General features: G+C 74.0%; 18 protein-coding genes and 1 pseudogene. 5 read left to right on the top strand and 14 right to left on the bottom strand.

Going from position 1 to position 21,264, the window contains the following annotated elements; all coding sequences use genetic code 11:
• Positions 1-289: pseudogene (locus DZF91_RS41495) on the top strand (hypothetical protein); the annotation flags it as partial.
• Between the two features lie 126 nt (positions 290-415).
• On the opposite strand, the gene DZF91_RS02645 reads toward DZF91_RS41495, so the two are convergent.
• Together DZF91_RS02645 and guaB are read right to left on the bottom strand one after the other, a co-directional pair.
• Entirely contained in the window at positions 416-1,525 is a 1,110-nt protein-coding gene (locus DZF91_RS02645) for a GuaB3 family IMP dehydrogenase-related protein (RefSeq protein WP_117355919.1), read from the bottom strand.
• Positions 1,526-1,677: 152 nt separating this feature from the next.
• Entirely contained in the window at positions 1,678-3,174 is a 1,497-nt protein-coding gene (gene guaB / locus DZF91_RS02640; protein ID WP_117355918.1) for an IMP dehydrogenase, read from the bottom strand.
• A 298-nt stretch (positions 3,175-3,472) separates the two neighbouring features.
• Between guaB and DZF91_RS02635 the strand changes: the two genes are divergently transcribed.
• On the top strand, positions 3,473-3,856 hold the full coding sequence (locus DZF91_RS02635) for a DUF5319 domain-containing protein (RefSeq protein ID WP_026415270.1): 384 nt from the start codon (positions 3,473-3,475) through the stop codon (positions 3,854-3,856).
• Positions 3,857-3,925: 69 nt separating this feature from the next.
• Here the strand turns inward: DZF91_RS02635 and DZF91_RS02630 are convergent, their stop codons facing one another.
• The 4 genes from DZF91_RS02630 to groES all read right to left on the bottom strand — a co-directional run bounded on the left by DZF91_RS02630 (position 3,926) and on the right by groES (position 8,004).
• On the bottom strand, positions 3,926-4,870 hold the full coding sequence (locus tag DZF91_RS02630; RefSeq protein WP_117355917.1) for a hypothetical protein: 945 nt from the start codon (positions 4,868-4,870) through the stop codon (positions 3,926-3,928).
• Positions 4,867-5,415 (bottom strand): sigma-70 family RNA polymerase sigma factor, encoded by a 549-nt coding sequence (locus DZF91_RS02625; RefSeq protein ID WP_117355923.1) that lies wholly within the window; start codon positions 5,413-5,415, stop codon positions 4,867-4,869. The genes DZF91_RS02630 and DZF91_RS02625 overlap by 4 nt, the downstream gene beginning before the upstream one ends.
• Positions 5,416-5,985: 570 nt before the next feature.
• Positions 5,986-7,611 carry a chaperonin GroEL gene (gene groL, locus DZF91_RS02620; protein ID WP_117355916.1) on the bottom strand — a complete coding sequence of 542 codons (1,626 nt, stop codon included), beginning with the start codon at positions 7,609-7,611 and terminating at the stop codon, positions 5,986-5,988.
• Between the two features lie 84 nt (positions 7,612-7,695).
• Positions 7,696-8,004, bottom strand: coding sequence for a co-chaperone GroES (gene groES, locus DZF91_RS02615; RefSeq protein WP_034487853.1), 309 nt, complete (start codon positions 8,002-8,004; stop codon positions 7,696-7,698).
• Positions 8,005-8,593: 589 nt separating this feature from the next.
• Between groES and DZF91_RS02610 the strand changes: the two genes are divergently transcribed.
• The 3 genes from DZF91_RS02610 (at position 8,594) to DZF91_RS02600 (ending at position 13,296) form a co-directional block, all read left to right on the top strand.
• Positions 8,594-9,979, top strand: a complete 1,386-nt coding sequence (locus DZF91_RS02610; RefSeq protein ID WP_117355922.1) for a THUMP-like domain-containing protein — start codon at positions 8,594-8,596, stop codon at positions 9,977-9,979.
• Positions 9,980-10,598: 619 nt separating this feature from the next.
• The gene (locus tag DZF91_RS02605) at positions 10,599-12,164 is read left to right on the top strand and encodes an apolipoprotein A1/A4/E domain-containing protein (protein ID WP_199486353.1); all 1,566 of its coding nucleotides are present in this window, start codon (positions 10,599-10,601) and stop codon (positions 12,162-12,164) included.
• A gap of 118 nt (positions 12,165-12,282) precedes the next feature.
• Entirely contained in the window at positions 12,283-13,296 is a 1,014-nt protein-coding gene (locus tag DZF91_RS02600) for a phosphotransferase family protein (RefSeq protein ID WP_235834029.1), read from the top strand.
• A gap of 45 nt (positions 13,297-13,341) precedes the next feature.
• Here DZF91_RS02600 and tsaD read toward each other — a convergent pair whose 3' ends face one another.
• From tsaD to DZF91_RS02560, 8 genes are all read right to left on the bottom strand, one after another.
• On the bottom strand, positions 13,342-14,379 hold the full coding sequence (gene tsaD, locus DZF91_RS02595; RefSeq protein WP_117355913.1) for a tRNA (adenosine(37)-N6)-threonylcarbamoyltransferase complex transferase subunit TsaD: 1,038 nt from the start codon (positions 14,377-14,379) through the stop codon (positions 13,342-13,344).
• Entirely contained in the window at positions 14,376-14,867 is a 492-nt protein-coding gene (gene rimI, locus DZF91_RS02590) for a ribosomal protein S18-alanine N-acetyltransferase (RefSeq protein WP_235834028.1), read from the bottom strand. Before rimI ends, tsaD begins: the two co-directional genes overlap by 4 nt.
• Entirely contained in the window at positions 14,864-15,535 is a 672-nt protein-coding gene (gene tsaB, locus DZF91_RS02585; RefSeq protein ID WP_117355912.1) for a tRNA (adenosine(37)-N6)-threonylcarbamoyltransferase complex dimerization subunit type 1 TsaB, read from the bottom strand. The genes rimI and tsaB overlap by 4 nt, the downstream gene beginning before the upstream one ends.
• Before the next feature lie 237 nt (positions 15,536-15,772).
• Positions 15,773-16,426: a hypothetical protein gene (locus DZF91_RS02580; RefSeq protein ID WP_117355911.1), complete on the bottom strand. Its 654-nt coding sequence runs from the start codon at positions 16,424-16,426 to the stop codon at positions 15,773-15,775.
• A gap of 736 nt (positions 16,427-17,162) precedes the next feature.
• Positions 17,163-17,672 (bottom strand): tRNA (adenosine(37)-N6)-threonylcarbamoyltransferase complex ATPase subunit type 1 TsaE, encoded by a 510-nt coding sequence (tsaE, locus tag DZF91_RS02575; RefSeq protein WP_117355910.1) that lies wholly within the window; start codon positions 17,670-17,672, stop codon positions 17,163-17,165.
• Positions 17,669-18,781: an alpha/beta fold hydrolase gene (locus tag DZF91_RS02570; protein WP_117355909.1), complete on the bottom strand. Its 1,113-nt coding sequence runs from the start codon at positions 18,779-18,781 to the stop codon at positions 17,669-17,671. Before DZF91_RS02570 ends, tsaE begins: the two co-directional genes overlap by 4 nt.
• 19 nt (positions 18,782-18,800) lie before the next feature.
• On the bottom strand, positions 18,801-19,934 hold the full coding sequence (gene alr / locus DZF91_RS02565) for an alanine racemase (protein WP_117355908.1): 1,134 nt from the start codon (positions 19,932-19,934) through the stop codon (positions 18,801-18,803).
• An 88-nt stretch (positions 19,935-20,022) separates the two neighbouring features.
• On the bottom strand, positions 20,023-21,264 hold a 1,242-nt coding region (locus DZF91_RS02560), incomplete at its 5' end, for an NAD(P)H-hydrate dehydratase (RefSeq protein WP_117355907.1).

Below are 21,264 nucleotides of genomic sequence, written 5' to 3'. Positions count from 1 at the left end.
CGTGACCGCCCAGCACCCGCCCAAGGCCCCGGCCGCACCTCCGGCCGCCCCGCACGCGGGCGGCGCGGGCGGCACAGGCGGCGCCGTTCCCTCGGCCACCGCCTCCAGCGCGACGGCCGACTCGTCCGTGACGGTCACGGGCACGCCCAGCGCCACGGCCGGTTCACCCGCCCGGATGGCCGACCCCGCCTCCGGAGCGACCGGTTCGGACGCGGCGGCGAAAGGCGCCGCCGACGCCCCGGCCGCTCCCGCCGCACCGCAGCCGCAACAGGCCGGGGCCGGAAGCTAGAAACCGCCCGGCACACGCGAACGGCCCCGCCCGACAAGGGCGGGGCCGTTCGTCGAATACGTCGGCCGAGGGCCGCGAAGGCCGGTGGGTGGCCTCCGGGTCAGATCAGTGTCCCTGCGGGGCGGGTCAGTGTCCCTGCGGGGCGACGACCACCTGGACGCGCTGGAAGTCCTTCAGCTCGGTGTAGCCGGCCGTCGCCATCGAGCGGCGGAGGGCGCCGATGAGGTTCATCGAGCCGTCCGCCACGTGGGACGGCCCGTAGAGGATCTGCTCCAGCGTGCCGATCGTGCCCAGGTCGAGGCGGGTGCCGCGCGGGACGTCACCGTGGTGCGCCTCGGAGCCCCAGTGGTAGCCGCGGCCGGGCGACTCGGTCGAGCGGGCGAACGGGGAGCCGACCATCACCGCGTCCGAGCCGCAGGCGAACGCCTTGGCGATCTCGCCCGAGTTGGTCATGCCGCCGTCGGCGATGACGTGGACGTACCGGCCGCCCGACTCGTCCATGTAGTCGCGGCGCGCCGCGGCGACGTCGGCGACCGCGGTCGCCATCGGCACGGCCACGCCCAGCACCGTGCGGGTGGTGTGGCCGGAGCCGCCGCCGAAGCCGACGAGCACGCCCGCCGCGCCCGTCCGCATCAGGTGCAGCGCCGCGGTGTAGGTCGAGCAGCCGCCGACGATGACCGGGACGTCCAGGTCGTAGATGAACTGCTTGAGGTTCAGCGGCTCGGCGCGGCCGGACACGTGCTCGGCCGAGACCGTGGTGCCGCGGATGACGAACAGGTCCACGCCGGCGTCGATGACGGCCTTGTGGAACTGGGCCGTGCGCTGCGGGGACAGCCGCGCCGCGACCGTCACGCCCGCCTCCCGGACCTCGGCGATCCGGCGGCCGATCAGCTCCTCCTTGATCGGCGCGGAGTAGATCTCCTGGAGCCGCTGGGTCGCGCGGACGTCGTCCAGCGAGGCGATCTCGGCCAGCAGCGGCTCGGGGTTCTCGTACCGGGTCCACAGGCCCTCGAGGTCGAGCACGGCCAGGCCGCCGAGGCGGCCCACCGCGATCGCCGTCGCGGGCGAGACGACGCTGTCCATCGGCGCGACGACCAGCGGCATCTCGAACCGGTAGGCGTCGATCTGCCAGGCGACGCTGACCTCCTCGGGGTCGCGCGTCCGCCGGGACGGCACGATCCCGATCTCGTCGAACGCGTAGGCCCGGCGGCCGCTCTTCCCCCGGCCGATCTCCACCTCAGCAGCCACAGCGGTTCCTTTTCCCCAGTCGTCGTGGTGTCGCTACGCGGCGTCCCCCGCGCTCCCCCGCGGACGCGGGCGGCGACGGACGCCATGATCTACGGCATTCCCCGCCGAACCGGAGAACACGCCCGTGAGACTACCGCCGGTCAGCGGCCCTGGTAGTTCGGGGCCTCGACCGTCATCTGGATGTCGTGCGGGTGGCTCTCCCGCAGGCCCGCGCTGGAGATGCGCATCAGCTGGCCGCTCTCCTGCAGCTCGGGGATGGTCCGGGCGCCCGCGTACCACATCGACTGGTGCAGCCCGCCGACCAGCTGGTGCGCGACGCTCGCGAGCGGGCCGCGGTAGGGCACCTGGCCCTCGACGCCCTCGGGGATCAGCTTCTCCTCCTGCGACACGTCCGCCTGGGCGTAGCGGTCCTTGGAGAAGGAGCCGCCGCGCTCGCGGTTGCGCATCGCGCCGAGCGAGCCCATGCCGCGGTACGACTTGTACTGCTTGCCGTGGACGAAGATCAGCTCGCCGGGCGACTCCTCGATGCCCGCGAGCAGGCTGCCGAGCATGACGGTGTCGGCGCCCGCGACGATCGCCTTGGCGATGTCGCCGGAGTACTGGATGCCGCCGTCGCCGATGACCGGGACGCCGGCCTCCTTGGCCGCCCGGGCGGCCTCGAAGATGGCGGTGAGCTGCGGGACGCCGACCCCGGCGACGACGCGGGTGGTGCAGATCGAGCCCGGCCCGACGCCCACCTTCACCGCGTCCGCGCCGGCCTCGACCAGCGCCTTCGCGCCGGCGTAGGTGGCGATGTTGCCGCCGACGAGCTGGACGCCGGGGGCGTTGGCCTTGATCGCGGCGATGGTGTCGGCGACGCCTTTGGAGTGGCCGTGGGCGGTGTCCACGATCACCACGTCGGTGCCCGCCTCGATCAGCGCCTTCGCGCGCCGGACCGCGTCCTCGCCGACGCCGACCGCGGCGGCGACCAGCAGGCGGCCCTCGGCGTCCTTGCTGGACGCGGGGTACTGCTCGCTCTTGGTGAAGTCCTTGACGGTGATGAGGCCGCGCAGCCGGTCCTGGTCGTCCACCAGCGGCAGCTTCTCGATCTTGTTGGTGGCGAGCAGCCGGAACGCCTCGTCTCTCGACACGTCCACCGGCGCGGTGATCAGCGGCATCGCCGTCATCACCTCGCGGACGGGGCGAGACAGGTCGGTCTCGAAGCGCATGTCCCGGTTCGTCACGATTCCGACCAGGACGCCTCGTACGTCCGTGACCGGCACCCCGGAGATCCGGTAGCGCGCGCACATCTGCTCGACGTCGGCGAGGGTGGCGTCCGGCAGGCAGGTCACCGGGTTGGTGATCATCCCGGCCTCGGACCGCTTGACCTTGTCCGCCTCGGACGCCTGGTCCTCGATCGACATGTTGCGGTGCAGCACGCCGATGCCGCCCTGGCGGGCCATCGCGATCGCGGTGCGGGCCTCGGTCACGGTGTCCATCGCAGCCGACAGCAGCGGGATGCGCAGCGAGATCTCGCGGGTCAGCCGGGTCGTGGTGTCGGCCTCCCCGGGCATCATGTCCGAATACCCCGGCAGCAGCAGCACGTCGTCGAAGGTCAGCCCCGTCGGGAGGAACTTGGCGGGCTCTGCGGGGTTCATCACGGCTCCTTGCGCGGTATCCGACCAGGTCAAGCGGTGTCACACGAGGTTTCGGCGGTGTGCCTCCCATGGTAGGGCGTCCCGCCCCGCCGCCCGGCCCGTTCACGGCACGCCGAGGGTGGTTTTCACGACACGTCCGCCGCTCCCCGATTACGGTGTGCAACGACCCCGCGCGCCCCCGCATTCCCTTTCCGGACGGCCCTTCCCGCGCGCCGCGCCGCTGGCGCCCGGTGGGCGTTCGCGCTCAGAGGAGACCGGGGGGTGCACCTCGGCGGGGATGGCGCAGTAGCGTGGAGTCGTGCACGACGATGCCCCGCTCGACCCGTTCGCCGGCGACCCGGAGGATCCGGCCGCCTCGCTCGGCGACCCCGGGGAGGACGTCGCTCCGCTCAGCGTGGCGGAGCGCGAGGACGTGCTCGCCGACCTCGCCGACCTCGAGGTCTTCCGCGCCCTGCTCGAACCGCTCGGCGTCCGCGGCCTCACCGTGGACTGCGGCGACTGCGGCAAGATCCACTACATCGACTGGGACCTGCTGCACGGCAACCTGCGCCACCTGCTGGACGAGGGGCTGCCCCGGGTCCACGAACCCGCCCTCGCGCCCGACCCCGTCGACTACGTGAGCTGGGAGTACGCCCGCGGCTACGTGGACGGCGTGATCGACAGCGAGGAGGGCAACTCCTAGCCTCCGCCCGCCGCCGACGGCCTCAGCCGAAGGAGGCGCCGGCTCCGGACCGGCCGGGACCGGCGGTTCTCAGTGGTGGGGGTGGCGGTTCCGGCGCTGCTCGGCGCGCCTGCGGAGTTCGGCCAGCCGGCGGCGCGTCTCGGCGACCGGATCGGTGTGCGTCTGCGGACGCTGCGGCGGACGCCCCTTCAGCAGGTCGTTCAGCCGCTTCCTGAGCCGTTCCTCCTCGCTCACGGGCCCGTTCTTCTTCGCCGTTCCCCTGCCCGGCCCGCCGTTCTGCGTCTTCTGGTCGCGCCCGCGTCCCGGCGCGGACACCGGAGGACGCGCGGCGGGCGACTGCGGGCGCGCGGACGACGCGCCACCGCCGCCCGTCCCGGGCAGGCCGGACGGACGCGGCTTCCCGGCGATCCGCATCGCGGACGTGTCGGCCGACGACCCGACGAGCCCACCGCCCGCGGCGGCCACGCCGGTGGTGGCCAGCACCGCGCCGACCACGCCGAGGGCCACGATGGTCCGCGGTCCGCGCCGCGACGGCTTGCTCTCCGGCTGCTCTGGGACGTCCCCGTCGCCGTCCGGACGGGACGTGCCGTCCGCGTGGGCGGCGTCGGCCGCGTCCGGGGACGCCGGAACGCTGTGATCCGGGTCGTCCCGGAGGCCGCTGTCTCCGGACGCCGCACCGTCGGCGACCACCGCGTCGGCCCGGTGGCGGACCACGGCGTCGGCGGCCCGGTGCAGGCGCGGACGGGCCCCGGAGACCTCCGGCAGCCCGTCGTCCACATCGGAGACCAGGGCGCTGAGCAGGCCGAACGCCGGGTCGGCGGCGGGGCGCGCGCCGAGCGGGCGGCGGGGCACGTCCGGAACGAGGGGCAGCGGGGGGCCGGGGAGGGCGCGCGCCGAGAGAGCCTCGATCAGCGCGTCGGTGCGGTACAGAGCGGAAAGGTCGGCCGAGCTGGGAGCATCGTCCTGGGAGGGGGACTCGGTCGGATCCGGGGCGCCGCGGCTCCGTTCCGTCAAGCGATCGACTCCTCTCGTGCCATCGCCCTCAGCCGGGCGAGGGCGCGGTGCTGGGCGACCCGGACGGCCCCCGCGGACATGCCGAGCACATTACCGGTCTCCTCCGCCGACAGTCCGGCGACGACGCGCAGCAGCACCAGCTCCCGCTGGTGGTCGGGCAGCCGGGTGAGCAGGTCCCGGGCGCGCTGCGCCTCGATGTACCGGACGACCGTCTCCTCCGGGCCGGGCCCCTCGTCCGGACCGTCCGGCAGGTCCTCGGTCGGCACGGCGGCGCGCACCGCGCTGCGCAGCGCGTCGGCGATCTTGTGCGCGGCGATGCCGAACACGAACGAGGCGAACGGACGGCCCATGTCGCGGTAGCGCGGCAGCGCCGACAGCACCGCGATGCAGACCTCCTGCGCCACGTCGTCGGCGATGTGATACTGCCCCGACACCCGGCCGAGCCGGGCCCGGCAGTACCGCACGACCATCGGCCGCACCTCGGCGATCAGCACCTCGATCGCGGCGGGGTCCCCCTGGACGGCGAGGCTGGTCAGCTCCCGCATGTCCCCGTCCGGTGGACCGGCCGGGCGCGGCACCCGCACCGGGACGGCCCGCAGCGCCCGCCCCTCGTGCCCGCCGTCGGCGGGTTCGGGCGGCGCCGGACCCTCCGAGGGTTCGGTAGCGCGCGCGGTCGTCGTCCCGGCGAAGCATCCCTCGGTCACGTAGAGCATGATGCCCAGCGGGCCCGGACCTGTCTCCACTGTCCACGGCAACGGAATGGTCACAGTGCACGGACGACCCGCCCGAATACCACGAAACGCGGTCACTCGACCCCGGCCGGTAGCCCTTCCGCGTGCATGGGAAAACGCACGTGAAAGCGCACAGGAAAAGGCACGAGCACCCGCACGCCCCCTCTTTCGGACACCGGCCGACCCCACCCCGAGAACGCGAAAGGTCCCCGTTCGGGAACGGGGACCGGTACGCGCACGCGAGTGCGTTACCAACCGGGCGGGGGCGACGCCGAAGGCGAGCCCCCACCCGGCTGATCGCGAAGCGATGCCGCACTCGCACGAGCTGTCGGTCCGCTGGGCGAGCCGGCGGGCGAGCCCAGCGGAGCCGAAGGCTCAATCAACTCAGTGGCCGTGGCCGTGTCCGTGGCCGTGACCGGCGGCGGCGGGCTCCTCCTCCTCGGGCTTCTCGACGACGAGAGCCTCGGTGGTGAGCAGCATGCCGGCGATGGACGCGGCGTTGGTGACGGCGGAGCGGGTGACCTTGACCGGGTCGATGACGCCCTCGGCGATCAGGTCGCCGTAGACGCCGGTGGCGGCGTTGTAGCCGTGCCCGGCCTCCAGCTCCTGGACCTTGGAGACCACGACGTAGCCCTCCTGGCCCGCGTTCTCCGAGATCCAGCGCAGCGGCTCGACCAGGGAGCGGCGGACGGCCTCGGCGCCGGTGGCCTCGTCGCCGGTCAGGCCGAGGGCCTCGAAGCCCTCCTTGGCGACGTGCACCAGGGCGGAGCCGCCGCCGGAGACGATGCCCTCCTCGATGGCCGCGCGGGTCGCCGAGATGGCGTCCTCCAGGCGGTGCTTCTTCTCCTTGAGCTCGACCTCGGTCGCGGCGCCGACGCGCAGCACGCACACGCCGCCGGACAGCTTGGCCAGGCGCTCCTGGAGCTTCTCGCGGTCCCAGTCGGAGTCGGAGTTCTCGATCTCGACCTTGATCTGGTTGACCCGGTCGGCGATCTCCTGGGCGCTGCCCTCGCCGTCCACGATGGTGGTGGAGTCCTTGTCCACCGTGATGCGGCGGGCGCGGCCCAGGTCCTCGATGCCGATGCCGTCGAGCTTCAGGCCGAGCGCCTCGGACACGACCTGGCCGCCGGTGAGGACGGCCATGTCGCCGAGCATCGCCTTGCGGCGGTCGCCGAAGCCGGGGGCCTTGACCGCGACGGACAGGAAGGTGCCGCGGATCTTGTTGGCGACGAGCAGCGCCAGGGCCTCGCCCTCGACGTCCTCGGCCACGACCAGCAGCGGCTTCTTGGTCTGCGCGACCTTCTCCGCCAGCGGCAGGAACTCCTGCACGTTGGAGATCTTGCCGTCCACGATCAGCACGTAGGCGTCCTCCAGGACGGCCTCCATGCGCTCGGGGTCGGTGACCATGTGCGGGGACAGGTAGCCCTTGTCGAACTGGAGGCCCTCGGTGAACTCCAGCTCGAGGCCCATGGTGTGGGCCTCCTCGACGGTGATGACGCCGTCCTTGCCGACCTTCTCGAACGCCTCGGCGATCAGCTCGCCGATCCGGGCGTCCTGGGCGGAGATGGTCGCGACGTGCGCGATCTCGCCCTTCTCCTCCACCTCGCGGGCGGTCTTGAGGAGCTGGTCGGACACGTACTGGGCGGCGGCGTCCATGCCGCGCTTCAGCGACAGCGGGGACGCGCCGGCCGCGACGTTGCGCAGGCCCTCGCGGACGAGCGCCTGGGCGAGGACGGTCGCGGTGGTGGTGCCGTCACCGGCGATGTCGTTGGTCTTGGTCGCCACTTCCTTGGCGAGCTGGGCCCCGAGGTTCTCGTACGGGTCCTCGAGCTCCACCTCGCGGGCGATGGTGACGCCGTCGTTGGTGATGGTCGGCGCGCCGAACTTCTTGTCGATGACGACGTTGCGGCCGCGCGGGCCGATCGTCACCTTGACGGCGTCCGCGAGAGCGTTGACGCCGCGCTCAAGAGCCCGGCGAGCGTCCTCGTCGAATTCCAGGATCTTCGCCATGCGGTTGATCTCCTCTATCACGCGCGCCGCCCCGGCCGCCCGCCAACGGCGGCCGGACGGGGCGGGTGCATCACGTCTCGGTGATTACTTCTCGATGATCGCGAGGACGTCGCGAGCCGAGAGCACGAGGTACTCCTCGTTGTTGTACTTGACCTCGGTGCCGCCGTACTTGCTGTACAGCACGACGTCGCCGACCTTCACGTCCAGCTCGACGCGCTGGCCCTTGTCGTCGACGCGCCCGGGGCCGACCGCGAGGACGGTGCCCTCCTGCGGCTTCTCCTTGGCGGTGTCCGGAATGACCAGACCCGACGCGGTGGTGGTCTCGGCCTCAAGCGGCTGGACGACGATGCGGTCCTCAAGCGGCTTGAGAGCAACCTTGGTGGCGGTCGTCACGATCAGACCTCCCCTTCGATTGGTCCTCGGCCGGCCTCACGGGCCGACCAGCACAGATGACAAGAGAGGCGACCCTGGACCGGCCTGTCGTCGCGGGTGCCAGACCGACCTTGTCCCCTGGACCGGCCTGTCGTCGCGGGTGCCAGACCGACCTTGTCGCTGTTTGGCACTCTCACACTGAGAGTGCCAGTCATGGAGACTATGCCCGACCCGTTAAGCCGTCAACACGAACCACGCCGAGCGGGTCGGTTCGGGACGGCCGAACGCCCCTTTCGTCCCGAAAGGACGCCCGATCCACCCCGGTCACGCCCCGGATCCTGCCTGGTCGCGCGCCCGTTTCGGGCCCGCTCCCGCACCCGGTTCGCGTCGGTCACTGCCGGCGTCCGGGTCGGTCACGGCCGGCGTCCGGGTCGGTCACGGCCGGCGTCCGGGTCGGTCACGGCCGGCGTCCGGGTCGGTCACGGCCGGCGTCCGGGTCGGTCACGGCCGGCGTCCGGGTCGGTCACGGCCGGCGTCCGGGTCGGTCATGGACAGCGTCGAGACCGGGCGCGGGACCCGGCACGTCCGCACCGGCGCTACCGTCCAGGCTATGGACACCGAGGCGTTCCGCGGCCTGCTGACACCGCTCGGCCGGGACCTGCTCGCCGAGGCGGACGGCGCGGACCTCACCGAGGCGGGCCTGCTCGCGACGGCGACGCGGCTGCGCGGCCGGTTCCCGGCCGACCTGGTCAACGCCGCGCTGACCCAGCTCCGCCTGCGGGACCGCGCGCGGGCCAAGTTCGGGGACGACGCGTCCCGGATGTTCTTCACCCCGGCCGGGCTGGAGCAGTCGACGCGCGCGGGAGTGGCGTCCTACCGGGCCCGGCGCTTCGCGGATTCACCAGAGATTCACCGCACGTTGGAAGTCGGCTGCGGGATCGGGGCCGACCTCCTCGCGCGCGCCCTGGCCGGGGTGCCGGGCGACGGCGTCGAGCTGGACCCGCTGACGGCCGAGGTCGCGGCGGCCAACCTCGCGGCCTTCGGGGTCGAGGGGACGGCCTCGGTCCGGACGGGCGACGGGACGGCGGCCGATCCGTCCGGGTACGGCGCGGTGTTCGCGGACCCGGGCCGCCGCACCGCTCGCGGCCGGGTGTTCGACCCGCGCGCGTACGAGCCGCCGCTGGACGTCGTCCTGGAGATGGCGCGGAGCGTCCCGGCGGCCTGCGTGAAGGTCGCGCCCGGCATCCCGCACGAGGCCGTCCCGGACGGCGCGGAGGCCGAGTGGATCTCGGTCGGCGGGGACGTGAAGGAGGCCGCGCTCTGGCTCGGCGGCCTCGCCGGAGCCGTCCGCCGCCGCGCCACCCTCATCCCGTCCGCCCAGGGCTCCTCCTTCGCACATCCGCAGGTGGAGGCGGGCCGGAAGGCGGCTTCCGGGCCTTCGCCGGCCGGTCGCCCGGCATCACCGGGCTCTTCGCACGGGGCCGGGGGCGTGGTGACGCTGACGCCGGACGACGGGCTCGGCGAACCGGAGGTCCGGGGCTGGGGACGGTACCTGTACGAGCCGGACGGAGCCGTCATCCGGGCGCATCTGGTCGCCGAGGTCGCGGCGCGGGTCGGCGGCGGGCTGGTCGATCCGCGGATCGCCTACATCACGTCCGACGGCCTGGTGGCGACCCCGTTCGCGGCGGCCTACGAGATCGAGGACGTGCTGCCGTTCTCGGTCAAGCGGCTCCGGGCGGAGCTGCGGCGGCGCGGCGCCGGCGCCCTGACGATCAAGAAGCGCGGGTTCGCGGCGGACGTCGAGCGGTTGCGCCGGGACCTGGGCTTCGGCGGCGGCAGGCGCCCGGCCAGGGGAAAGAACATGGGCAAAGCGGGCAACGGCCCGGTTCCGGGGGCGTCCCCCGACCCGGGCGAGGTCACGGTCGTGCTGACGCGGGTCGGGGACGACCCGGTGGCCGTGCTGGCGCGCGCCGAACGCCCGAAACCAGCCCAATGATCTTCACGCCGGTTCCGGCGGCCAAGCACGACCGCGTGGCGCGCCACGATCGCGCAAATCCTGAGCACTTTCCGGCATCCCGTCCGCCAATGAATGCAGCGCACCCGGCAAGGTGATTTGACGCACCGCTTAATCGGCGCGTCGCGAACGCTTCCCGAAGCAGTTCTGAATGCCATCCTGGAATGGTCGGCCACGCACGTGACGGTATCTCGCCGCACGGGTGCGCGGTCCGCCGCCCGAACCCTCCTCGCCCCTGCCTGCGCGTTGAAGTTTCGGTGCGTCGCGCGGACTTGTTCCGTGCCCGGCGGCCCCGTGCCCGGACGGAGTGTCCGCCCGTGCCGGGGTAGCCACCGCCGCGAACGCGGACCGTCGCCCGAAACAGGGAGAAAACCCCTCCCAGGGTGATCGGTGACCTATCTCGCCAGTGGGGCGACAAAGCCCATTCCACAGAACTCGTAATTTTTCTTGCTAGTGCATAACGCCGCCCCCGGCACGCACTACAGTGAGCGTTCGGAAATCACTGCCGCACGCTAATTCGCCGCGTCGGCACACGAAGGAGCATCGGGTGGAAACGAATCACAACTTCCTGCAGACGGGGGGTCAACCGGTCTCGGATCGGATGCGGGAGTTGCTCGCCCGTGCGGCGCAGGACCATGTCTACGAACAGCGCTCCCAGGGTCAGGTCCTGGACGAGATCCGGCAGCGCCTGGAAGGGATGGAGTGGCTGCTCCGCGAGGTGCGCGAGCGCGAGCTCAGCGGCCTCACCGGGCAGTTGGACAGCGTCCGCGGGCAGGTCGACGACCTGTCCAGCAAGCCCCCGGAGTGGGCCGAGGGGCTCGCGGAGCACATCGAGGCGGTCGGCGAACGGGTCAAGCCGGTCGCCGAACTGCCGGCGCTGTGGGCCGACGTCGGCGTCGTCGCCGAGAACGTCGACGAGGGCCTCACCCGGATGCAGGCCATGCTCGACTCCGCCCAGGGCATCGCCGACGCCAGCCGCCAGGCGGCCCAGCGCATGGAGGAGATGGCCAAGCGGCTCGACAAGCTGCAGGGCAGCATGGAGGCCGCGTCCGTCCGCTTCAACCGGCTGGACAAGTCCCTGGCCGAGCTGGGGCACCGGGCGGAGCGGCTGGACCACTCCATCACCGGCGTGACCAGCCGGGTCGACCAGTCGCTCGGCGAGATGGCCGACCGGGTGGAGCAGGGCCTGGAGGCGGTCAACGGCCGCGTCGAGGGCGTCGGCGGCCGGCTGGACGGCCTGGACGGCCGGCTGGAGGGGCTCGACGGCCGCCTCGAGGGGCTGTCGGGCAAGCTGGAGAAGCTGGACGGCCGCCTGGAGGGCGTCGACGACCGGGTCGAGGGCGTCAACGAGCGGATCGGCCGGCTCCCCGGCACGCTGGAGATCGGCGAGCTGCACCGCAAGGTCGCCGAGCTGGTGCAGCGTCCGCCGGCCGACCACGGCGACCGGTTCGACGCGCTGGAGAAGCACCTCGCCGACGCGGTGGACCCGCTGATCGAGGAGCTGCGCGCCCGGCCCGACCGGGACGAGGTCAAGGCCACCATGTCGCAGATCGCCGAGACGGCCTACAGCGACGTGGCCAAGCGGATGGACGAGTTCTCCCGGCGCTTCGAGGACGTGCACGAGGACGTCCGCAAGCGGATCGAGGGCATCCACGAGGAGGTCACCCGCAAGGTCGACACCGCGCTGGAGGAGTTCACCACCCAGGTCGACATCGTGTCCCGCCGGGTCGAGTCGGTGCACTCCGACGTCACCAAGCAGGTGGAGTCGGTGCACAACGAGGTCTCCCGGCAGGTCAGCGGGGTGCATGACGACGTGTCCAAGCGGATCGACGACATCCACGAGGACGTCACCAAGCAGGTCGACTCGATCCACGAGGACGTGTCCCGCCGGGTCGGCGGCGTCCAGGAGGAGTTCTCCCGGCAGGTCGAGGGTGTCCAGGACGAGGTCACGCGCCGCGCCAAGGCCGTGCAGGACGCGCTGGGCCGCCGTTTCGAGACCGTCCAGGACGAGGTCGGCCGCAAGGTCGACGACGTGCACGGCGACGTCACCAAGCAGGTCACGGCGGTGCACGAGGACGTGCTCAAGCGCCTGTCCACGCTGGAGGAGACCATGCTCGCCCTGGCCGAGGCGCTGCTGCGCCCCCGCCGCGACGGGGGCAAGGACTGAGGACGGTGGGCGGAGGCGGGGCGTCCCGCCCGCGCGGCCGGCCGGCCGACGCGGGGGCGCCCCGCCTCCGCGACGTGCGCGTTCTCACGTTCCGCCTTCGGCAAACCACACTCGACACATGCCGGAATCCGTTTTCATGGATCTCGTGACCCGCTCCCCGGCCCTCGCCCCGGCCCTCGCCCTGCCCGTCGGCGCACCGCCGAGCCCGGCCACCGTCCGCTGGGTGCGCGAGTGCTTCGGCCGGGGCGCCGAGATCCGGGCGATCCGCCCGCTGCCGGGCGGCACGGCGCACGCCAACCACGCGCTGGTCGTGGAGAGCGGCTCGGGCAGCGAGCACCGGCTGGTGCTGCGCCGCTGGCTGCCCCGCGACCCGCTGGCCCCGGGCGGGATTCCGGGCGTCTCCGGAGCGGTCGGGACATCCGGGAGCAGCGCGGCGACGGTCTTCGCCGACGGGGAGTTCTCCCCCGAGCGGGAGATCGCGGCGCTGACGCTGCTCGCCGCCTGCGAGATCCCCACCCCGGCGCTGGTCGCCGCCGACCCGGCGGGCGCCCACTGCGACGCGCCCGCGCTGCTGCTCACCCGGCTGCCCGGGCACCCGCCCCGGCCCGTCCCGGACGACCTGCCCGAGGTGCTGATCCAGCTCGCCGCGGCGCTGCTGCCGGTGCACGCGCTGCGCGGCGCGGCGTCGATGCCGCCGTACATCCCGCGCAACCGGCTGGACCTGCGGCAGCCGCCGAAGCACGCGACGCGTCCGGAGCTGTGGGAGCGGGCGTGCGAGATCGCGTCCGGGCCCGCGCCGGACGCGCCGTCCCGGTTCGTCCACCGCGACTACCACCCGGACAACACGCTGTGGTCGCGCGGGCGGCTCACCGGCGTCGTGGACTGGTCGGACGCGTCGTCCGGCCCGGTCGGCGTGGACGTCGGCCAGATGCGGCTGCGGCTCGCGCTGCGCTACGGCGTGCGCGTCGCCGACCGCTTCCGGGAGTGCTTCGACCAGGTCGCGGGCGGCCACGACCAGGACCCGTACTGGGACCTGCGCTGCCTGCTCGACCTGCTCCCCGAGGAGCCCGGCCGCGTGCTGTCCGAGCGGGACGCGGCCCGCGCCGAGGAGTACCTCCAGACCCTGCTCTGACAGCCCCTGTGCCGAGGGCCTGCCGGGCCGGGCCCGGCCGGGTGGCTACAGCGTCACGGTCTCGATCGGGAGGCTGGAGTCGGCGGGCAGCTCCAGGTCGGACGGGGCGAGCCCGTTCGCGACCAGCTCGGAGCCGAGCGCGGCGACCATCGCGCCGTTGTCGGTGCACAGCTTCGGCCGCGGCACCCGCAGCCGGACGCCGGCCCGGTCGCAGCGCTCCTGCGCGAGCGCGCGCAGCCGCGAGTTCGCCGCGACGCCGCCGCCGATGAGCAGGTCCTTGACGCCGTTGTCCTTGCAGACCTTGAGGGCCTTGTGGGTGAGGACGTCCACCACGGCCTCCTGGAAGGACGCGGCGACGTCGGCGACCGGCACCGGCTCGCCCGCGCGCTCCTTGGCCTCGACCCAGCGCGCGACGGCCGTCTTCAGGCCCGAGAACGAGAAGTCGTAGGTGCCGTCGGCGTACTTGCCGCGCGGGAACGCGATCGCCGCCGGGTCGCCCTCGCGGGCCATCCGGTCGATCACGGGGCCGCCGGGGAAGCCGAGGTCCAGCACCCGGGCGACCTTGTCGAACGCCTCGCCCGCAGCGTCGTCCACGGTGGAGCCGAGGGACCGCACGTCGGACGCCACGTCCGGGACGAGCAGCAGCGACGAGTGCCCGCCGGACACCAGCATCGCCACGCACGGCTTGGGCAGCGGGCCGTGCTCGAGCTGGTCGACGCAGACGTGCGCGGCGAGGTGGTTCACGCCGTACAGCGGCTTGCCGAGCGACAGCGCGTACGCCTTGGCCGCCGCGACGCCGACCATCAGCGCGCCCGGCAGCCCCGGCCCGGCCGTCACCGCGAACGCGTCGATGTCGTTGAACGCGACGCCCGCCTCGGCGAGCGCCCGCTCGACGGTCGGGGTCATCGCCTCCAGGTGGGCGCGCGAGGCGACCTCGGGCACCACGCCGCCGAACCGGGCGTGCTGCTCGACGCTGGAGGCGATCGAGTCGGCCAGCAGCGTGTGCCCGCGGACGATCCCGACCCCGGTCTCGTCGCAGGACGTCTCGATCCCGAGCACCAGCGGCTCGGAGTCGCGGATCATGCTTCCTCCCTGGTGAAGCCGACCGGGCCCTTGCGGACGCCCATCTCGCGGCACATCACGACCGCGTCCACGCCGGACGGCTGGTAGTAGCGCCTGCGCAGCCCCACGCGGACGAACCCGAACCGCTCGTAGAGCCGCCGCGCCGGGTCGTTGTCGGCGCGGACCTCCAGGAACACCTGCGCGCTGCCACGCCGGGACGCCTCGTCCAGCAGCTCGGTGAGCAGCGCGGCGCCCACGCCGGAGCCGCGCCGGTCGGAGCGGACCCCGATGGTCTGCACGTCGGCCTGGTCGGCCGCGGCGGCGAGCCCGGCGTAGCCGATGATCTCCCCCGCGTCCTCGGCGACGACGTAGTGCCGGGTGCGCGGCTGGTCGGCCAGCTCGTCGCGGAGCATCTGCTCGCTCCACGCGTCCTCGGGGAACAGGGCCTGCTCCAGCGCGTGGACGGCGGGCAGGTCGGCCGCCGTCATGCCGCGCAGCGCGGCGGTCACTGGGACACCTTCTTGCGCGGCCCGGGCTCCTTGGCGTCGGGACGGCGCAGGTAGAGCGGCTCGGCCGGGAGCAGCGCGGGCCCGGGGCGGCCGGACAGCCGCTCGACGGCCAGGTCGGCGAGCGCGACGGCGGACGGCACCAGCGGGCCGCCGGCGTCACCGAGGACGTCGGCGTAGAGGCCGGCGCCCTCGCCGATCACGGGCAGGTCGGGCGCGTCCTCGCGGACGGCGGCGGGGGGGCCGACGGCGGGCTCGGTCACGCGCCGGCCGTAGGAGTCGTAGCGCGCCCAGTACACCTCGCGGCGGCGGGCGTCGGTGGCGACGGCGAACGGCTCCTCGCGGCGGGACTCCCAGGCGATCGCGTCCAGCGTGCAGACGCCGTGCACGGGCACGCCGAGCGCCCGTCCCATCGCGTGGGCCGTGACGAGGCCGACCCGCAGGCCCGTGTAGGGGCCGGGCCCGACGCCCACGACGATCGCGGACAGGTCGGCCGGGGTCGCGCCCGCCTCGCCGAGCACCCGCGCGATCTCGGGGGTGAGCACCTCGGTGTGCTTGCGCGCGTACATGGCCTCCACGGCCGCGCGGGGCCGTGCGGCGACCCCCGGCGTCCACTCGGTCAGCGCGACGGTGACGGCGGCGGTTGCGGTGTCGAAAGCCAGGACCAGCACGGACCGTAAGGGTAGTCGAGTGCGACCGGTGGTAACGCTGATACCCCGCCGCGCGGCGGTCCAGAGGCCGGCTGCGGGCGGATTCCGGTGGGCGGATTCCCGCGGGTGGATTCGGGTGGACGGACTCGGGTGGACGGACTCGGGTGGACGGACTCGGGTGGACGGACTCGGGTGGACGGACTCGGGCGGGCGGACTCGGGCGGGCGGCCTAGGTGGGAGGGCTCGGTGGGAGGCGGCTCAGTCGCGGGCGAGGGCTTCGAGGACGCTGCGGGCGGCGTCCTGGGCGCCGGTGAGCGCGTCGTCGGTGCCGATCGGGTCGCTGCCCTGCGAGCCGGAGTAGTGCACGGTGACCAGCACGTTCGCCATCCGGACATTGGTGACGGCCGCGCCGGACCCCTGGTCCTCGTCCACGCTGTAGACGGCGTACGCCTCGTCCCCGAGGCCTTTCAGGCGGACCTTGTCGGTGATCCGCTGGCCGGCGAGCAGCGCCTTGCCTGACTCGTCGGCGGTCCGCTCGGACGCGAACGCGGCGCGGGCGGCGTCCGTCGGGCTCTGGGCCTGCGTCCCGGCGATCGCCCGCGTCTCGACGCTGAGCTGCCGCTGGTTCCGGCCGCTGTAGACGCCCCAGACGCACTGGTTCTGCCGGTCGCTGGAGGCGTAGTTGTCGGCGGGGCCGCGCTCGGCGTGCGGCGCGAGCCGGTCGGCGATCTTGGCGTCCAGGAGGGTGCAGGCGTCCGGAACGGCGGTCTTCTCCGCCTTGGCCTCCGGGGTCCCGGCCGCGCTGCCGACGACCTGCCCGGAGGTGTGCCGGTCCCGGCCGCCGAACCCGTTGACGATCACGACCGCGGCGAGCGCGCAGGCCGCCGCGCCCGCGAGGACCCCGAGCAGCACGGCCGCGAGCCGCCTGCCGCGCCGGCGCTCCCGGACGACCCGGTGGCTGCCGCTGCGCGTCCGGTACTCCCCGCTCCGAGGCGCGTACTCCCCACTCCGCGAACGGTATTCGCCGCTACGCGAGCCGTATTCGCCGCTCTGGAGGCCGTGCTCACCGCCACGCGGGCCGTACTCACCACTGCGCGAACCGTATTCGCCCGTGCGCGAGCCATATTCACCCGTGCGGGGGCCGTACTCGCCGCTTCGGGCGCGGGGGTCGCCGGAGGGGTTTGTGTATTCGCCGGAGCGGGGCCCGTACTCGCCGGACGGGGGTCCCGGTTCGCGGGAGAGTCCGCCGTATTCGCCGAGGCGTTCCTCGCCGGGCCGGAATCCGCCGTTCCGCGTCTCGCCGCTGAACGAGCGGTACTCACCGCTGGGCGCGACGGCGCGGTAATCCCCGCCGCGCGCGGCACGGTGATCCCCGCCGGAGGGCATGCCCGACCCGCCTCCGGGCGGCACGCCCAGTCCAGCTCCACGCGAGGCGCCCGGTCCACTCCCGCGCGAGGCGCCCGGTCCACTCCCGCGCGAGGCGCCCGGTCCACTCCCGCGCGAGGCGCGTGGTTCAGCTCCGCGCGAGGCGCGGTGACCACCGCTGCGATGGCTGCCACTCACCGGATCCACTCCCGATCAGAATCCAGAATGTCGGGTTCGTCCGGCACAGAGTACGACATGGACCGGCGCGGTGGTCGCCTTCCACTTACCTCGGCCGCGGGCCGTCCGACCAGGCAAGATCATTCAGAACGGCGGACCAGCGGGCGCCCACGCCGGTGATCTTCACGGCCCGCCGCTCGGACGCCCCGGCGGGCCCGCGCGAGATGGCGATCTCCAGCCGGTCCTCGGCCAGGCCCTCGGCGAGGCCCTCGCCCCACTCCACGATCGTCACCGACTCGGCCAGCGACGCGTCCAGGTCGAGGTCGTCCAGCTCGGCGAAACCGCCCAGCCGGTAGGCGTCCACGTGCACCAGGGACGGCCCGTCCGAGAGCGACGGGTGGACCCGCGCGATCACGAACGTCGGCGAGGTCACCGGCCCCCGGATCTTCAGCCCCTCGCCGATGCCCTGGGTCAGCGTCGTCTTGCCCGCGCCCAGGTCGCCGGAGAGCACCAGCAGGTCGCCGGCGCGCAGCAGCCCGGCCAGCCGGACGCCCAGCACCCGCATGTCCTCGGCCGTCGGCACCTCGATCACGGTCGGCTTCCCCTCGCTCGTCATGCGCCCTGCTCCTCCTCCAGTTCCGGCAGCGCCCGGTCGACCAGCCGGCGCAGCGAGCCGGTCACCACGCCCGGGTACTCCAGCGGCAGCACGTGGCCCGCCAGGTCCACCTCGACGAGCTCGGCGTCCGGCAGCGACTCGGCGATCCGCCGGCCGTGCGCGGCCGGGGTCAGCCGGTCGCGGCCGCCCACCAGCACCAGCACCGGCACGCGCCCGACGGTCTCCAGCGCCGCCGCCTTGTCGTGCCCGACCAGCTCCGGGTAGAACTCGGCGATCACGTCGATCGGTGTGGCCCGGATCATCTGCTCCAGGAAGTCCACCACGCTCGGGCTGACATGCTTGTCGGCGAACGCCATTCGCCGGGTGACCACGAACGCCAGGTCGGCGCCGAGCACGCGGGCCCGGTCCACCATCCTGGCCTGCCGGCCGAGGCCGCGCAGCGCACTCGGCGCGATCGGCCGGACGACCTTCATCAGCGCCAGCGGCAGCCCGAGCGTCATCTCGGCCAGGTCGCCGCAGGAGGTGTTGACCAGCATGACCCCCCGGACGCGGCACAACGCGTCCGGCCCGCCGTCGAACAGCTCAGGATGCCGGTCCGCCAGCGCCATGACCGACATGCCGCCCATGGAGTGCCCGGCCAGCACCACCGGCGCGCCCGGACGGACCGTCGCTCGCAGCACCTCGTACAGGTCGGACCCGGTCTGGTCGATGGTCGCGTGCTCCAGCGGACCGCGGCCGGACCGGCCGTGGCTGCGCTGGTCCCAGAAGACCATGCGGAGGCGCTCGCCGGCCGCCGTCCGGGGCGCGAGGTCGCGCCGCTGGTAGTGCCAGGCGTCCTGGTTGAGGGTGTAGCCGTGGCAGAACACCACGGTCAGCTCCGCGTCGTCCGGGCCCTCGACCTCCACGTGCAGGGGCACGCCGTCGTCCGCCGTGACCGTGAGCGGACGTCCGCGCAGCGAGCCGAACGGCTCGTCCGCGTCGGGGTCGGGGCGCAGCCTGACCCGGCCCACCGCCAGGTGCCGGATGCCGACCGCCGCGCCGATCCCGGCCGCGCCGAGGCCCGCCACGGCCCCCGCGACGCCCATCCTGCGCTTGTGCTTCGCGTCCATTCCCGTCGCCTTCGGGTAGCTATCGGAGATCGGGCCCGCCCTCGTACACACGCGGGACCCGGACGCCGATGCGCGTGACGATCTCATAGGAGATGGTGTCCAGGGCGTCCGCCCAGTCCTGGGCGGTCGGCTCGCCGCGGTCGCCGGGGCCGAACAGGACGACCTCGTCGCCGGCCGCGAGGGCGTCGTCGCCGAGGTCGATGACGAACTGGTCCATGCAGACGCGCCCGGCGATCGTGCGGCGCTTCCCCGCCGCCAGCACGTCGATCACGTTCGAGCCGTGCCGGGGGATGCCGTCGCCGTACCCCGCCGGGACGACCGCGAGCGTGGTCTCCCGGTCGGTCACGTAGGTGTGCCCGTACGACACGCCGCTGCCCGCCGGGACCCGCTTCACCAGGGCCGTCGAGGCGGTCAGCGTCATCGCCGGACGCAGCCCGAACGAACCGAGCGACGGCACCGGGGTCAGCCCGTACGTCGCGATGCCGGGCCGGATGAGGTCGAACCGGGAGTCCGGCAGCGTGAGGGCCGCCGCGGAGTTCGCCAGGTGCCGCACCTCGGGCCGCGCCCCGGCCTTCTCGGCCGCCTCGACCATGTCGGTGAAGGTCGCCAGTTGCCGCGCGACGGACGGGTGGTCGAGCTCGTCCGAGCAGGCGAAGTGCGACATCAGGCCGACGACGTCCACCAGCCCGGCCGCCTCGGCGGCGAGCGCCGCGTCCACCAGGGACGGCCAGTCCTCGGGGGTGGCTCCGCCGCGCGACATGCCGGTGTCGGCCTTCAGGTGGATCCGGGCGGGGCGTCCCGCGCTCTCGGCGGCGGCGGTGAGCTCGTCCAGCAGCCAGCGCGCGCCGACCGCCATGTCGAGCCGCTCGGCGACGGCGCGGGCGTAGTCCTCGCCGGGGACGCCGAGGCCGACCATCACCGGGACGCCGCGCACGCCGGCGTCGCGGAGCCGCAGCCCCTCGTCGAGCTTGGCCACGCCGAGCCACGTCGCGCCGCCGGCCAGCGCCGCGCGCGCCGCCGGGACGAGCCCGTGGCCGTACGCCTCGGCCTTGACCATCGCCATCACCTCGGCCCCACCGGCCTGCTCGCGTATCACGGCGATGTTGCCGCTGATCGCGTCCAGGTCGATGCGCGCCTGCGCAGGATCACTCATAGTCACTCCAGTGTGCCCGCCGCGGACCGATGCCTCGGCCCGACCCCCGCCCCCTTGGATGTCCGAGTGAACCGTGCAGTTCACCCCGCTATGGGAGAGTTCGGAACGCGGCGGGCAGGGCGGTGATCACGTCGAACGCGCCGACCGGCGCCTCCCCGGCGTCCGGGAAGGGGCCCCCGGCGGCCAGCCGCGCGGCGAGTCCGTGCAGGTAGGCGCCCGCGGCGGCGGCGTCCAGCGCGGACATCCCGCCCGCCAGCAGCGCCCCGGTCAGCCCGGACAGCACGTCCCCGGTCCCCGCCGTCGCCAGCCACGGCGTCCCGGTCGGATTCACCCGCACCGGACGGTCCGGCTCCGCGATCACCGTCGTGGAGCCCTTGAGCAGCACGGTCGCGCCCAGCTCGGCCGCCGCCCGCCGGACCCACTCCAGCCGCCGCGCCTCGATCTCCGCGCGGTCGCCGCCCAGCAGCCGGGCCAGCTCCCCCGCGTGCGGCGTCAGCAGCGTCGGCGCGTCCCTGGCCAGCAGGTCGCGGCGGCGCGCCAGGACGGTCAGCCCGTCCGCGTCCACCAGCACCGGCAGCTCGGTCGACAGGACGGCCCCGAGCAGGTCCTCGGCGTCCTGCCCGGTGCCGAGGCCCGGCCCGACCACCCACGCCTGCACCCTGCCGATCTTCTCCAGCGCCTTCCCGCCGGGCTCGACGACCGTGGTCACCGCCTCCGGCCAGCGCTGCCGCACCAGCTCCACGGCATGCGGAACCGAGGCGAACCGGACCATCCCGGCTCCCCCGTGGACGGCCCCGCCCACGGCCAGCACCGCGGCCCCGGTGAACTCGGTGCTCCCGGCGAGCACACCCACGACACCGCGCCGGTACTTGTCCGACTCGGGCCCGGGCAGCGGCGGCCGGACGTCCTCGGCGGTGGAGGCGACCACGTCCGGATCGCCCAGATACGGCCCGAGGCCGATGTCCACCAGCTCGACGACCCCGCAGTACGACGCGCCGGGATCGACCAGCAGCCCCGGCTTGAGCGTCCCGAACGCGACGGTCACGTCCGCCCGGACGGCCGCCCCCTCGACGCGTCCGGACGACGCGTCCACGCCGCTCGGCACGTCGCAGGCGACCACGGTCCCGGCCGCCTCCGACGCCGCGCGCGCCAGCGACGCGTGCGGCTCGCGGAGCGCGCCCGTCCCGCCGATCCCGGTCAGCCCGTCGATCACCAGGTCTGCCGCGGCCACCGCCGCGCGCGCGTCCTCGATCGCGACCAGCCGTCCGCCCGCGGCCCGCAGCTCGGCGAGTCCGCCCTCGTGCAGCCGCGACCCGGCCGCCACCGCCCG

The sequence above is a fragment of the Actinomadura logoneensis genome, assembly GCF_003428695.1.
Classification (GTDB): domain Bacteria; phylum Actinomycetota; class Actinomycetes; order Streptosporangiales; family Streptosporangiaceae; genus Spirillospora; species Spirillospora logoneensis.
The sequence above is the reverse complement of the archived record's forward strand: the minus strand, read 5'-3'. Positions and strand labels throughout refer to the sequence as shown.

Excerpts from the sequence above, each read along its gene's own strand:
- alr (WP_117355908.1), bottom strand. The coding sequence starts at position 19,934 with ATGAGTGATCCTGCGCAGGCGCGCATCGACCTGGACGCGATCAGCGGC.
- tsaE (WP_117355910.1), bottom strand. The coding sequence starts at position 17,672 with ATGACGAGCGAGGGGAAGCCGACCGTGATCGAGGTGCCGACGGCCGAG.
- DZF91_RS02605 (WP_199486353.1), top strand. The coding sequence starts at position 10,599 with ATGCGGGAGTTGCTCGCCCGTGCGGCGCAGGACCATGTCTACGAACAG.
- tsaD (WP_117355913.1), bottom strand. The coding sequence starts at position 14,379 with ATGATCCGCGACTCCGAGCCGCTGGTGCTCGGGATCGAGACGTCCTGC.
- DZF91_RS02570 (WP_117355909.1), bottom strand. The coding sequence starts at position 18,781 with ATGGACGCGAAGCACAAGCGCAGGATGGGCGTCGCGGGGGCCGTGGCG.
- groL (WP_117355916.1), bottom strand. The coding sequence starts at position 7,611 with ATGGCGAAGATCCTGGAATTCGACGAGGACGCTCGCCGGGCTCTTGAG.
- DZF91_RS02600 (WP_235834029.1), top strand. The coding sequence starts at position 12,283 with ATGCCGGAATCCGTTTTCATGGATCTCGTGACCCGCTCCCCGGCCCTC.
- DZF91_RS02610 (WP_117355922.1), top strand. The coding sequence starts at position 8,594 with ATGGACACCGAGGCGTTCCGCGGCCTGCTGACACCGCTCGGCCGGGAC.
- DZF91_RS02625 (WP_117355923.1), bottom strand. The coding sequence starts at position 5,415 with ATGCGGGAGCTGACCAGCCTCGCCGTCCAGGGGGACCCCGCCGCGATC.
- guaB (WP_117355918.1), bottom strand. The coding sequence starts at position 3,174 with ATGAACCCCGCAGAGCCCGCCAAGTTCCTCCCGACGGGGCTGACCTTC.